This window comes from Microbulbifer elongatus (assembly GCF_020524885.1).
Lineage (GTDB): Bacteria > Pseudomonadota > Gammaproteobacteria > Pseudomonadales > Cellvibrionaceae > Microbulbifer > Microbulbifer elongatus_A.
The window spans coordinates 428,593-442,787 of sequence record NZ_JAIVKJ010000002.1 but is presented as its reverse complement, the minus strand read 5'-3'; the positions used below and the strand labels follow the sequence as shown (position 1 = coordinate 442,787).

Here is a 14,195-nt window from a genome sequence, read left to right as displayed (position 1 = left end):
CACAAAGTGGAAGTGCCGCTTGCTTCAGGCGCCGGTAGTCTATTACCTTGACCGGAAAACCTACAACACGTTGTGGTCCACCAAGTTGCGACGCGCAATTGTGACCAACCCACTCCCCTATTCTGCAGCAAGCGTCACGCAGCGATAGTGGCTTTCACCATCCTCACTCAGCGCTTTGGCAAGCGGGGGCAATAGCGCTTCCATCTGCCCACGGAGCGTCCAGGGCGGGTTGATCACGATCATGCCTGCCGACGTCATACCGTGACCACCGGCATCGGCGCGAATTCCCAATTCAAACAGTTCGATATTGCGAATGCCGGTATCCGCCAGTTGCCTTTCCAGGGCGTCGATACGGCCACGTTCTACCACGGGGTACCAGAGGGCGACGGTGGCGGTAGCCATTTTGCGGTGAATCAGCTGCAACGCAGAGATCACCCGCTGGTAATCGGCTTTCTGCTCATAGGGCGGGTCAATCAGGATCAGCGCGCGGCGAGACCTGCTGGGTAACTGGCTTGCCAACGCGGCGAAGCCATCTTCTTCTCGCACCTGAAACTGTCGCCCGCGAGGCATGTTCCCGCGCAGCTTTTCGGCATCGCTGGGGTGCAACTCAAACAGCCAGGCCTTGTCCTGCGGGCGCAGGGTCTGGGAGGCTATCAGTGGCGATCCGGGATAATGCTGCAATACGCCCTGCGGGTTAATGCCCTCTATAAGACGCAGGTAATTCTGCAACCCGGGCAGGTCGCACTGATTGAAGAGGCGGTAAATTCCGTTTTTGTACTCACAATTCTTCTGCGCCATATCCGAGGCAAGCGCATATTTTCCGGCGCCGGCGTGGGTGTCGATGTAGTCAAAAGCTGCGTCCTTTTTCTGCAGATGGGAAATAATTTCCACTTGCACACAATGTTTGAGCACATCGGCAAAATTGCCGGCATGAAAACCGTGACGATAACTGAGCATGAGCCCCACCCGGGTACAGGTTCAAACGAAACCAGAGAAGGAAAACACTGCCAGGCTGTGAAGGTAGGTGCCGGCAGCGGCAGGTGAGCATCCTCGAGGAAGGGAGAGGGCCCGGACTTTTGGGCTCACCGGGAAGCCGGCGAACTTTAGGGGCCTTTGCGGCCCCTGTAAATCAATTTTTGAGCAAACTTACCGGGTGATCAGAACCACATGGACCAGAAAAGTCGCACTACATGGGCATTGAAGCTGTAAGTGGGCTCTTCCCCGGGCAGGTAGTCGGTGCTGCCGTCGTGTACCCGCACATCGTGGAAGTTGTCGTAGTCAAAAAATATGTAATCCCAGTAGAGATTCACCGTATTCCTGCGGTTGAACAGTGCCCAGCGCTCCGGCAATTGATAGGTCGCGCCGAACCCGATGGCGGTGGTGGTGAAATCACTCAGCTCCTTGTCACGGGCGCGGAAGTTGGTGGCATCTGCGTAGGGGAACAAATCGCTGTAGAAGTCTGCTCCCGCCTGCTTGTAAAAACGAAGCTTGCCTTCAAGGATCAGGCTCTTTTCTTCCAGCGGGTGGGTGTAGCGCAGCTCCAGATTGTTGGAACTAATACCCCAGCTGTCCGCGTAGCGCCGGTATTCGCTTTTGATCGCCGCCCGGTAGGGCAACATATACTTGGCACGCAGGGCTACCGCATCACTGTTACGGGTCCTCGGATACAGCTCGGACTGATAGGAAAACCCGAGTTCAGTACCCGGGTTGAGATAGCGCACGCTCCGATAAGGGTTGTTCAGGAACCCTTCGTCGGAGACGGTTTCAACACTCAGCTCGGCAATCAGTTTGGTGGTAAGAATCTGGCTCCAGCCGAGGGAGTAGCGGCGGTGCTCGGCGAAATCGGAAAAGTCGCCGTCGTCATTGCGCATGACCGTGTCGCTGCCGTAACTCGCGCGCATTGACAAGGTACTGAGATCGCCAAAGAAATCCTGGCTGATACCAAAACCAACCGTTTCCGCCTGGTAGTCACTTTCACTGGAGTTGGTGTAATTCAGGCTCATGGTGGTCTTCTCCACCAGATAATCCGCCCCCAGAGAAAACTCGTCCCGCTGTTCTTCATAGGGGCTGGCGGTGGCCTGCACGTCGATGGACGCACCGGAAATCATGTCCACGTAGTAGTTGGCAGACAATGAAACCGAGTTGCCAATGTTTTTACGCACCAGCACCGAGGGCCCATCAATGGTCACCCCGCCACCACTGTAGGCGTGGTACATCGTGTCCGCACGCTCTTCTGGCAACACAGCGGCAAATGCATTGGTCGTCAGCAGGGAGACCGCCAGTAGAGACAGCAGTCTCTTCACATCAGTTACAGCCACAGCCGCCTCCGGAGCCACCTTCCGCGCCGCGGGCCGCTTCGCGCGCTTCGTATACATGGTTCATATAGCCCGCCGCTACCGGGTCCCGTTCAAAACTCATGATGGGATCGGCGAGATAGTGTCGCTCGTAGGGCTTTACCCAGGGCTCCGGCATCAGGGTTTCACATCCGCCGAGCAGCAGCATGACAGGCAACAAGAGAAGCGCGCGTTTGCTCATGGCTTATTCCCGGATCAGTTCCTTGATGATTTTCTTGTACTCGGCTTCGTCGCCGGTGCGGTAGCCCTTGTGCACGTAACGCACATTGCCGTCGCGATCGATAAATACCGAGCTGGGCATGGCCTCTACTCCGAACAATTTGCTCACGTCACTCTGGGAGTCGAACAGCACCGGGAATTCCACCGGTATCTTGTTCAGCATGGCCTGTGCGTCTTCACGGTTGGCATCCACATTGACGCCCCACACCTGAAAACCCACCGGCTCGTAGCGCGCATGCAGGTCGTTCAGCAGCGGCATTTCCTCGCGGCAAGGGCCGCACCAGGAGGCCCAGAAGTTGAGCATGATCACTTCGCCGCGCTGTTCGCTCAGCTTGAGGTTGCCGTCCTTGAGGGAGGCGAGGGTAAAGTCCGCGGCAGGCATATTGGCGGAAGCTGGCGCGCCCGCCAGTAATGCAGCACTGGTACAGAGAGCGGCAATCAGTTTACGCATCGGGTTTCTCCGGTTGTTTTTGTCAGTTTCTTATCAATCAGAAATAAATGGAAATGCCCAGCTGGGCGGAAAGGTTGTTGGTGGTCAGCGGCTCACCAAAAATTTCGTGCTCGAAAATGTGGTCGCGCATATCCAGGCGCAGGGCCAGCCAGTCCTGGGCCAGCATACGCACCCCCACACCCACGTTGTAGGTGAAGTGCTCCTGGTCGGCAAAACTGGTATTGCCCACGCCACCAATCAGGTACAGGTTACTGTTCAGTGCCCACTTGTCGAAAATGAAAATTTCCCCAGGCAGGAAGTTCCAGGCCAGCGACAGGTTGTACATGGAGAGCTCGCGCTCTTCCTCGGTAAGCAGCGGTGCGGAACCGCTGAGGCGCTCGTAGCTGGACTCACCCAGGGTGGTCTGGCCGTAGGCCGCCTCCATGAAAAAGTCTTCATTGATGTGGTAGGCAAGACTGCCGCCGTAGAGAGCGTTACTGCCGAAATCTTCCACATTCATGATGCCACCGAGGTAAGCGGTAAATTCGAAATCCTCACTGTCGATTTTGGCCTCGCGAATTTCGCGGCGCTCCAGATCCGGGGAAATGATCTCGTCGATCACGGCATCGCCCTGGGCCAGTGAAAGCGAGGAAAACCCGGCGATAGACAGGGCGCAAGCGATATTCCTAAAAATCGTCGCGAGCGGGAGGCTGGTTGTGGCCGCCGGAACACAGGAAGCGGAGTGTATATGTGATACATGAGCATTCCGAGCACCGCCGGACGCCGCCAGGCGCACGCGCAGTAGATTTTTCACATAAATACGTCGAATCCGAGCTTCCATTCGACTATCTCCTGGTTGTTTTCCCGCGAAGTGAGCAGGTAGTGATTGGCAACTTCCGCGCGCAGCGCAAAGCGGCGGGACAGATAAGTGGTCACGCCGATACCGGTCAGCATGGTAGTGTCCTGGCGATCTTCGGTGGCGACGATGGTGGCGTTTGGCGAGGTGATATTGATACCCGTACCAAGCAGGAAGTAGGGCGAGAGCCGCCACTGCGGGAAGGGCTTGTGCAGCAGCGCTACCTGGTAGGTCTGGCTGTCGGAGTAGGCCCCGATAGTCTGCGCTGCCCGCAGCTCGGCGGATATATTTTCGGTAAAGCGATAACCGAGAGACAACCCCAGGGAATTTGCGCCTTCGAAATCCCCGTAAGCGAATCCGAGCCGGAAGCCCTGATCGCGGTAGTCGTCGATACCCGGAGTGGGAACGGCCACCTGCTCACCTTCGGCTGCGAAGATTTCATCGAGATCAGAAATCTTCGCCCAGCCGGTTTTGCCGGTGCGGGTCATCACCTTGACCCAGTCGGTGCGGCGCTTCAGCAGCCACAGGCGCTCGCCGTACTCCACTACATCGTCGATTACATAACCGCGCCCGGGGCCGGTGTACAGATTGAGGAATTCAGCACCGTTCACCACCTGCTCGACGTCGTCCGGCAGATCTGTGGGAATGCGCTCGCCAAACTGGCGGGCAGAGAAGCTCTCCACCACCGGCGGCTCCTGGCGTGCCGGTTCGTCTGCAGCCGAAAGCGCCGCGGGTTGAACAGCAAGCAACAGACCGCCGAGCAGCGCGCCAAGGCTGAAAGTTCTTTTTCCGGACTGGCAATTCATTGTTTAGTCGACCGGTGCTTCAAAGGGGTTGTTGTAGTACTGCGCACCGATGTCCAGCCACTCTGAAATCAAACGCAATTCCGCCGCGGACAATTCACCTTCGTGGAAACCGCCCGACCCGAAAACTTCAAAGAAGCGGCTGGCGTTGGCCCCATTGGTGTTCATGATCCGCTGGATATTGACGGTAACCATAACAGGAATCGGGTTGCCATCGGCATCGAGAATCAGCTCCCCCTCTTCATCCGTTTCAAACAGGGGGTTGCCGTCGTCGTCGGTATCCTGCACCAGCACATTCTGTACCGCGCCATCGCGCAGTTCCTCGGTGGGGTTGTCGAAGATCAACTCCACATAGGAGGTGCTGAAATTGTTGTTTACCCCGGACTGGTCGCCGCGCAGATCCAGCTGCCCGGGAGGCACCTGGGCCATGCCAGCGGCATCGCGGTTGCTGTGGCAGGCGGTACAGGTACGATCTTCCAGTACGTTGCCGTCTGCATCGGTAATCTCCCGCGGCAGATCCCAGATGGGCTGGATGTGTGCCTGGTAGTGGATTACCGAGCGGCAGGCGCTGGTCCAGGTACTCTGACAGGCGACCGTCGTAGGTGCCGGGGTCAGCAGTTCACTCATCAGCAGCGCACTGCTGGGGTCTTTTGCCCGCAGGGCGGCATCCGTCCACAGATCAGAGAAGACGAGATCCCCCTCGAGTTCCGGGTGACCGGCCACGCGCGCCATGAGCTGGGCCATGGTCTCACCCATATCCGCGGTGAGCGCGGGCTCGGTATTTGGGAAGGGGGCGGCGCTGGTGGCGGCACCGGCCCAGGCGGACTCAGGCTGCTTGTCGGTGCGCCCGTGAGGCACTTCGCTATCTCGACTGTGGCAACCCTGGCACATGCGCACTTCACCGGCGCGGAACTGCAGCCAGTTATTATGACGGCCAACAATACGGCGGCCATTGGCATCCACCACGGAAATTGCCAGGGGCATATCCGCAGGCACTTTCACACGCACCGAACCGTCCGGCTGGATCGGCGTGTAGCCGATAATTTCCCGCATCAGCTGGGAGCGGTTGCGTCCAAACGCCGAGCGATCGAAGTCGCGGGTGTCCTCGTCGGGAATACCCACTGCTTTGACCACCCGCAGAAAACGCGCGGGGCGCTCGGCGGCGGTGGTCTGCATCGGGTCAGCGACTGCGGCAATATCCAGTGCGGCGGTGCCATCAAAATCGTACACGCTGCGAATATCGAGTACCGCCATCCCTTCATCGAACAGGTCGCGATCAATATCGATCCCGGGGATGGGCTGCGGGATAAATTCCGGTACCGGGCGGGTATCCGCGGTCACTGCCTCGCTGATCATTTCCCCTTCGACAGGCTGAATGATCGGGCGCTGCGTGCCCTCTACGTAGTCATAAATCCACAGACCGTAGAGCGGGTCGGCGGGAACAATATCCGGGGTTGCCAGCCACTCATCGGTACACGGCTGCGGTAATTCCGTTTCCGGGTCGATCACCCGGCATTCACTCCAGCTCACCAGCAGGCGGCTGGTGCCATCGTGAAACGCCCAGGCATTGGCAAACAGTCCGTGCGGCGACAGGCCACCGTCGGTGATTACCTGCTCTACCGAAAGTGACTCCTGCCCCTGCAGCACACCTTGCTGTTCCGGCTCGCTGTAGGCCTCGGTAAAGTTTTCCGCATCGATCACCACCATATCGCCGCCGTAGGTAATCCCCTCAGGCGCACGCAGGGTGACGAGAATTCGCCCGTCCGGCATCTGCTGGGGTTTACTGAAGGCGGCAGGCACCGGATCAGATCCGGTACCCGTTCCGGTTGCCTGGCTGTGGTAGCCGTAGTGGAACTGCAGGTCGGTACCATCCGGTTTAACGGTATACAGACTCAGGCGGTCCACACCGCCCATATTGTCCCAGCGGGTAAACAGGATGCGACCATTAAACAGGACCGTGGGAGAAAGGTCGTGACTCTGGTTGTAGGAAATCTGCTGGATATCACTGCCGTCCGCTTCCATGACGTGCAGCACGAATGCAGGTTCATCCAGGTTTTCGGCGAGCGCCGAGAATTGTGGCTTGTTGTCGTCCAGCAACAGCGCGCGAGACCGCCGCTGACGGGTAGAGGTGAAAGTGATACGACCGTCCGGCAAAAATGCGGGGGCGATATCGTCGCCCTCTTCCGCAATCAGGTCAGATTGAATCACCCGCTTCAGCTCTGCGGATTCAAATTCATACAGCCAGATATTCCAGCTGGGCTGCTCGTCGTCATCCAGGCCTTCGATATTGGGCGCACGCATGGCAAACGCCAGTTGGGCGCCATCGGCAGAGACTGCCAGATCTTTTACGTCATAACCGCCTTCAAACACGATGCCCGCCTCTTCGTCGCTGACAAACAGGCCTTCCGTAAGTATCCGCTCTGGCGCTGTGGCAGTGGCGCGATCGCGCATTACCAGTTCCGCGCCGGGGTTGAAGGTAGATGGTGCGTAGAGATCATCGCCCATCAATGCGTCTTCGTCATCCCTGTTCAGGGCGCGACGCACATAGACCACAGGGTAATCCACTACTACCGGGTCTTCTGCCTGGTCGCCTCCGCCGAGACTGGAACCTTCACCACTCCCACCGGAACACCCGGCAAGTAGCAGCAGCGAGAAAAGTCCGCCGGCAGTCGCGGCCAGCGTACGAAATTTATTCAAGGGGCGATCCTCGTATCAATGCCATCACCACCGCTTCCCTGAGGACGCGTTACTGTTTACAAGTGATCACTCACTGTGAGCACCGCGGAATAACTGGTACTAACGTACAACAAATGCAGGTGGTGTGTTGTGTCCTGATTTTCACGATTGCCCCGCACAGTCTCAAGCTGCGCACAAGGTTTTTGCCAACCAGCACACGCTTTATCTTTTTGCCGCTGGCGAATCATTCAGCATTCTTTAGTATCGGTGACCGGTTAATAGGCAAATAAGAACGCGCTGGAAGCTCTCAACTCCCTGCCGGCGCGACGAGAACCCAACGCGTACCCGCCCATGAATATAAAATCGTCCGCTGCGCGCCTGCTGCTCGCGGCGACCACCTGTGTTAGCGCCTCGCTCACCGCCCCCGCCTTTGCCGGACCGGAAGAGCAGGCAGCGAGAATCCACAGCCGCATCACCGGCATCAAACCCGATGTCGAGGTGTTAAAGGAAATGGCCGAAGACATTGCCAATAGCAATGCTCAGGCCGCAGCCTACAAGGCCATGGATAACGATGCCTTCTACAATGTGACACTGAAGAACCTGGTCACCCCGTGGACCAATCGCGACGGCGACAACTTCGCCCCGCTGAATGACTACACCGCGACGGTGATTGGCATGGTGCGCGACGATGTAGACTTTCGCGAGATACTCTCCGGCGACATCATCTATACCGGCGCTTCCGGCCTGGGTCTTCCGGCCTACAGCAACAGCAACAACAACCACTACGAAGAACTCGAGCACAGCGGCTATCCACTGCAGGCAGCGCTGGAACGTCAGACCCAGTCTTCGGTCACCGGCCTGCCCGGTGAAGCTACCGCCGGCGTTATGACTACACGTGGCGGGGCCAAGGCCTTCTTTTACGCTGGTACCAACCGCGCCATGTTCCGCTTCACCCTGATGAACCACCTGTGCCGCGATCTGGAACAGGTGCACGACACTTCAAGGCCACCGGATCGCATCCGCCAGGACGTGAGCCGCAGCCCCGGTGGCGACAGCAGGGTATTCCAGAACAACTGCGTGGGTTGTCACAGCGGCATGGACCCGATGGCCCAGGCGTTTGCCTATTACACCTACGACTACGATGTGGAAAACGACCCCACCGGTGAAGATGGCCGCCTGCAATACAACAGCGCCGGCGAAACAGATCCCGCTACCGGGACCCGGGTAACGGCCAAGCACCACATCAACAGTGCGACCTTCCCTTACGGATTCGTGATTCCCGATGACAAATGGGACAACTACTGGCGGGAAGGACCAAACATGCACCTGGGCTGGAGCAGTGAGCTTCCCGGTTCCGGCAATGGCGCCAAGTCCATGGGGCGCGAGCTGGCCAACAGCGAAGTCTTTGCCCAGTGCCAGGTCACCAAGGTGTTCGAACAGGTGTGCCTGCGCGCACCGGAAGACAGTGCCGACCGCGCTCGCATTTCCAGCATGACCGACAGTTTTACCGGCAATGGCTACAAGCTGAAGCAGGTGTATGCAGACGCTGCGGTTTACTGTGCGGGAGAATAAGACAATGAAAACTGCATTCACGCCCTCGCATAAAAAAGCCGCGCTATTATGTGCACTGCTCACTTCCGCGCTGCTGACGGCCTGCTCCGGCGGCAGCGGCCAGTCCACCGAAGAACAGCCCAACACCAACCCGGACACCAACGACACCAGCTATTCCGGCCCCGCGCCGGAAAGCGAAGACGTTCAGAACTACAAGCGTTATATCTGGGACAACCTGGCCGCGGAAAATCGCTGCGGCAGCTGCCATATCGAAGGCAACCAGAGCCCGCGCTTTGTGCGCGGTGACGATATCAACCTCGCCCACGGCGAAGGGCGCGACCTGGTCAACCTGGGCAGCCCGGAAGATTCCCGACTCGTTACCAAGGTGACGAGCGGCCACAACTGCTGGCTGGCAAACGCCAATACCTGTGGCGAGATCATTACCAACTACATCGAGGAATGGGCCGCTGCCGCGGGATCCGTTGCCAGCACCATCACCCTGACACCACCGCAAGAGCGGGATGTAGGCGCGAGCAAAAGCTTCCCCGCCTCCAGCGGCAATTTCGCCACCACCGTATACCCGCTACTGGAAGAGTACTGTGCAAGCTGCCACAGCGAAGATGCGGAAACCGCGCAACAGCCTTACTTTGCCAGCAGCGATGTCGACCAGGCGTACGAGGCCTCCAAGGCGCGGATGGATCTGGACACCCCGGAAAACTCCCGCTTTGTGGTGCGTCTCGGCAATGACTTCCACAATTGCTGGAGCAACTGTACCCAGGACGCCGACACCATGACCGCTGCAATACGCAGTTTTGTCGACGGCATTGCGGAAACGGCCGTCGATCCGAACTGGGTGATCAGTAAAGCCCTGTATCTCACCGATGGCATAGTTGCCAGCGGCGGTGGTCGTATCGACAACAACGCCATTGCCCTGTACGAATTCAAGTCCGGAAGCGGCACCATCGCCTATGACACATCAGGTATTAACCCGGCCATCGATCTCAACCTGTCCGGCGATGTGGAATGGCTCGGTTCCTGGGGCGTCCAGCTAAATGGCGGCAAGGCGCAGGCGGCCACCGCCACCAGCAAGCGCCTGTTCGACACCCTGACCGGCACCGGTGAATACTCCATCGAAGCCTGGGTGGCACCGGCCAATGTGGTACAGGAAGGTCCCGCGCGGATTGTGACCTACTCCGGCAACAACGAAACCCGGAACTTCACCCTCGGCCAGGCGATGTACAACTACACCTTCCAGAATCGCAACGATGCCAGCACCGACGCCGACGGTATGCCAGCACTGATCACCGATGACATGGCCGAGCGCGCCCAGGCCACCTTGCAGCATGTAGTGGCCACCTTTGACCCGATCAATGGCCGCCGCCTGTATGTAAATGGCGAATTCACCGGCGATGCAGACCCGGTGGAAGCCGGCCTGCTGTCTACTTGGGACGACTCCTTCGCGCTGGCGATCGGCAGCGAGGTGTCCGGCGACAACGTGTGGCAGGGCTCCGTGCGCCTGCTCGCGATCCACTCCCGCGCACTGACCCAGGATGACATCCTCACCAACTACGAAGCCGGTGTGGGGGAAAAATTCCTGTTGCTGTTCAAGGTTGAAGAGCAGACCGATGTGCCCCAGGGCTACGTGATGTTCGAAGTGCAGCAATACGACAATCACGGCTACCTGTTCAGCGAACCCAAGTTCATCACCCTGGAGGATGGCGTCACACCGGACGGCGTGGTGATTCAGGGAATGCGTATCGGTATCAATGGTCGCGAAGCCGTCGTTGGCCAGGCATGGGCCAACCTCGACACGGTCGTTACAGCAACCGATTACGACGCACAGAACGGCCAGAAACTCTCGCCGCTGGGCACCATCATTACCCTGGAAAAGGGCCCGACCTCGGATGAGTTTTTCCTGACTTTCGAGCGCCTGGGCAATGAGGAGTTCGTGCGCATAGAGGCCACTCCCGCAGCACCGGCGGCACCGGCGGACCTCACCCCGCAACCGCGTATCGGCATCCGCCGCTTCGAACAGATTCACGCGGCACTGTCAGCGGCCACCGGCATCTCCAGCGCGCACCCCGAGGTGGTGGCGACCTGGGAGAAGGTCAAACAGCAACTGCCGGTGGAAGCCGATGTGCGCGGTTTCCTCGCCGCCCACCAGATGGGTATTACCCAGCTGGCAGTGAAATACTGCAGCACCTTGGCAAACGACATCGACGCCCGCGCGGCCTACTTCCCGGGTTTTGATTTCAGCGCGAGCGTTGGCCAAGCCTTCGATACTCAGGCCAAGCGCGACCAGATCATCAATCCGCTGCTGGACAAGCTGCTCGGCCGTCCCATTGACTGGCCTGCGGCAATTGGCCACAACGAGCAACTGGACAGCGCACCGGACGAAAGTTTCGTGCGCGCGGAGCTGGGGGACCTGATCGATAAGGCCTCCGTCTGCACCGTGGGCGACTGCAGCAAGGCGGCAACCACGGTCAACACTGTTACAGCCACCTGCGCGGCAGCCATGGGCAGCGCAATGATTCTGATTCACTGATAACCGGAGCCAAGGCACCGGGGTATGAAAACATGAGCAAGAAAAAACATTTCGAACTGGATCAGCCACTGCGCCACCCGGACCACCACCGCCCGGTGAGCCGGCGGGACTTTCTCGGCCAGGGGTTTCGCGCGGGTATGGCCACGGTACTGGGCGGCTCGATCTTCAGTCTGTTCGCCAACCCCAGATCTGCACAGGCAGCACTGTCATCCGATCTCGAAAGTATTCGCGAGCTGTGCGGTGTCAGCGCCAATGGCGCCGGCAAGATCCCGTTTATCTGCTTCGACCTCGCTGGCGGTGCCAACATCGCCGGCTCCAACGTACTGGTTGGCAAGCAGGGCGGGCAGCTGGATTTTCTGAGCACTGCCGGTTACAGCAAACAAGGCCTGCCAGGTGATATGGTGCCGTCGCTCACCGACGCCGCCGGTAACAGTTTTATCAACAGCGAGCTCGGCCTCTCTTTTCATAGTGACAGCCAGATGCTTGCCGGCATTCTTGAGAAGGTGGCCATCGGCAATCGCGCTGCCATCAACGGTGCGGTGATTCCCGCGCGCTCCGAGAATGACACCGGTAATAATCCGCACAATCCTATGTACGGCATCAACCGTGCCGGTGCCAACGGCTCGCTGCTCGCGCTCATTGGCTCCCAAACCAGTGAATCCGGTGGCAATTCCATGGCCCCGGCGGACCTGATCAACCCGGAAGTGCGCCCGACCAAGGTGGACCGACCATCTGACGTGACCGGCCTGGTGGACGTGGGTGATCTGGTGGGCCTGTTAAACCAGGAAGACACAGTGGAAGTCATGGAATCCATGTACCGGATCTCCAACGCCAAACTGGGCAAGGTCAACACCCGGGTAACCAACGATGCCGTGATCAAAGACCTGGTGAAGTGCGGCTACATGAAGAGCGCCGATCTCGCCGATCGCTTTGGCAACCCGAGTGACCTGGACCCGGCACAGGATCCGGATATTGTCGGGCCGAGCGGAATTTTCACTTCCGCGGAATTCTTTGGCGATCGCGAATTCCAGAAAGCCGCCTCCACCATGAAACTGGTGATCAACGGCTACGCCGGTGCCGGCACCATTACCATGGGCGGTTACGACTACCATACCGGCGACCGCGCCACCGGCGAGATTCGCGACCTGCGCGCCGGCCGCTGTATTGGCGCCTGCCTGGAATACGCCGCGCGTGTCGGCCAACCCCTGATGGTGTACGTATTCAGTGACGGCTCCGTATTCAGTAACGGTATGATTGACGACTCGCTGGAAGGCCGCGGCAAGGGTGTCTGGACTGGCGACAACCAGCAGACCGCCGCTTCCTATTTCCTGGTGTACAACCCAAGCGGCCGTCCGCAGCTTCTCGGCGGCACTGCTGAAGAACAGGCACGCCATCAGCAGCTGGGCTATATGCGCCCATCCGGTGATGTGGAGACCGCCGGCAGTCCGGCGGCGAACAACGTGAATCAGTTGGTGCAGACGGTGGTGCTGAACTATATGGCGCTGCACAATGAACAGGACAACTTCGCCAGCCTGTTCCCCAATCACGGACTGGGTAACGCCAGCCTGATGGACAGCCTGACGGCCTTCGCACCGATTAGATAAAACGCTTTTATCCAATAAACAGAAACTACGATGTACCTCGCGCGCACTTTCGCTCTAATTGCCGGCCTGCTCTTCTCCGCACACTCATTGGCCGAGTGGCACTACGAGAAGCAGGCCATTATGGGCACCGAGGTGCACCTTCAGTTCTGGTACGAAGACAAAGACCAGGCGAAAGAAATCACCGCAGATGTGATGGAGGAGTTTCATCGCATCGACGCGGCGCTGTCCCCCTACAAGGAAGACAGCGAGCTCTCCCGGGTGAACCGCGAAGCGGGGCAGGGGCCGGTTCCGATTACCGAAGAGCTGGCATCCATCGTCGAAAAATCCCTGTGGTACAGCGATAAGACCGCGGGCGCTTTCGATATCACCTATGCCACCCTGGGCAGCCTGTACGACTTTCGCAAGGGCGAGCAGGCAAACGAGAAAATTACCGAAACGCTGCTGCCCGCAGTCAACTACCGGCACGTTCAATTAAACCGAGAACCGCGGGAAGGAATAAGGACAACGCTGGCGTTCTCGGACCCACGCACCAAAATTGACCTCGGCGGTATTGCCAAGGGTTACGCGGTGGACCGCGCTGTCGCCATTCTGCAACAGCACGGAGTACACAATGCCAGCGTCAGCGCAGGTGGCGATGCGCGGCTGTTGGGTGACAAGCGTGGCAAACCCTGGCTGATCGGTATCCGCCACCCGCGGGACAAGTCAAAGAATGCCGCGGTGATCCCGCTTGAAAATACGGCAATCTCCACCTCGGGAGACTATGAGCGGTTTTTCATCGATGACGACGAGCACCGGGTGCACCATATCTTCAACCCGGCCACCGGCAAGCCCGCGGAGACCGATTCCCGCGGAGATACCGCAGACGGTGACAAGCTGATCAGCGTGAGTGTGATAGGCCCGCACGGATTCGATACCGACCCGCTCTCCACCAGTGTTTTTGTTCTGGGCAAACAAAAAGGTATGGCGCTGATCGAAGAATTGACCGGGTTCGAGGCTGTTGTGATCGACGCGAATCACCAGATGTTTTTTACCAGTGGATTGCAACAGTAATTGCCAACTGGATCACACCGGAAACGAGGTACCCTGACATAATCTCAGGACATACAATACACACTGTTACACAATAAATTTTTCAGGCTTACCAACCCTCAGGCTTC

The 14,195-nt window shown here is 58.6% G+C and carries 11 protein-coding genes; 4 read left to right on the top strand and 7 right to left on the bottom strand.

Annotated elements, in window-relative coordinates:
• Positions 1-117: 117 nt before the first annotated feature.
• From LC059_RS09270 to LC059_RS09240, 7 genes are all read right to left on the bottom strand, one after another.
• Complete coding sequence (locus LC059_RS09270) at positions 118-957, bottom strand: 23S rRNA (adenine(2030)-N(6))-methyltransferase RlmJ (protein ID WP_226703567.1); 840 nt, start codon at positions 955-957, stop codon at positions 118-120.
• Positions 958-1,157: 200 nt separating this feature from the next.
• Positions 1,158-2,318: a DUF3570 domain-containing protein gene (locus LC059_RS09265; RefSeq protein WP_226703566.1), complete on the bottom strand. Its 1,161-nt coding sequence runs from the start codon at positions 2,316-2,318 to the stop codon at positions 1,158-1,160.
• On the bottom strand, positions 2,305-2,502 hold the full coding sequence (locus tag LC059_RS09260; RefSeq protein WP_226704112.1) for a DUF4266 domain-containing protein: 198 nt from the start codon (positions 2,500-2,502) through the stop codon (positions 2,305-2,307). Before LC059_RS09260 ends, LC059_RS09265 begins: the two co-directional genes overlap by 14 nt.
• Positions 2,503-2,538: 36 nt before the next feature.
• Positions 2,539-3,024, bottom strand: coding sequence for a TlpA family protein disulfide reductase (locus LC059_RS09255; RefSeq protein ID WP_226703565.1), 486 nt, complete (start codon positions 3,022-3,024; stop codon positions 2,539-2,541).
• 37 nt (positions 3,025-3,061) lie between these two features.
• Positions 3,062-3,844 carry an outer membrane beta-barrel domain-containing protein gene (locus LC059_RS09250; protein ID WP_226703564.1) on the bottom strand — a complete coding sequence of 261 codons (783 nt, stop codon included), beginning with the start codon at positions 3,842-3,844 and terminating at the stop codon, positions 3,062-3,064.
• Positions 3,814-4,665, bottom strand: a complete 852-nt coding sequence (locus LC059_RS09245) for a hypothetical protein (protein WP_226703563.1) — start codon at positions 4,663-4,665, stop codon at positions 3,814-3,816. Before LC059_RS09245 ends, LC059_RS09250 begins: the two co-directional genes overlap by 31 nt.
• Positions 4,666-4,668: 3 nt before the next feature.
• The gene (locus LC059_RS09240) at positions 4,669-7,359 is read right to left on the bottom strand and encodes a hypothetical protein (RefSeq protein ID WP_226703562.1); all 2,691 of its coding nucleotides are present in this window, start codon (positions 7,357-7,359) and stop codon (positions 4,669-4,671) included.
• Positions 7,360-7,689: 330 nt separating this feature from the next.
• Between LC059_RS09240 and LC059_RS09235 the strand changes: the two genes are divergently transcribed.
• Genes LC059_RS09235 through LC059_RS09220 form a run of 4 tightly spaced genes read left to right on the top strand, consistent with a single transcriptional unit; the run spans position 7,690 to position 14,088 of the window.
• On the top strand, positions 7,690-8,910 hold the full coding sequence (locus LC059_RS09235; protein WP_226703561.1) for a hypothetical protein: 1,221 nt from the start codon (positions 7,690-7,692) through the stop codon (positions 8,908-8,910).
• Positions 8,911-8,914: 4 nt separating this feature from the next.
• A complete protein-coding gene (locus LC059_RS09230; RefSeq protein WP_226703560.1) occupies positions 8,915-11,434 on the top strand; it encodes a LamG domain-containing protein in 2,520 nt (839 codons plus the stop codon).
• A 32-nt stretch (positions 11,435-11,466) separates the two neighbouring features.
• Positions 11,467-13,038, top strand: a complete 1,572-nt coding sequence (locus LC059_RS09225) for a general secretion pathway protein GspF (protein WP_226703559.1) — start codon at positions 11,467-11,469, stop codon at positions 13,036-13,038.
• A gap of 30 nt (positions 13,039-13,068) precedes the next feature.
• Positions 13,069-14,088 (top strand): FAD:protein FMN transferase, encoded by a 1,020-nt coding sequence (locus LC059_RS09220; protein WP_226703558.1) that lies wholly within the window; start codon positions 13,069-13,071, stop codon positions 14,086-14,088.
• Positions 14,089-14,195: the final 107 nt, after the last annotated feature.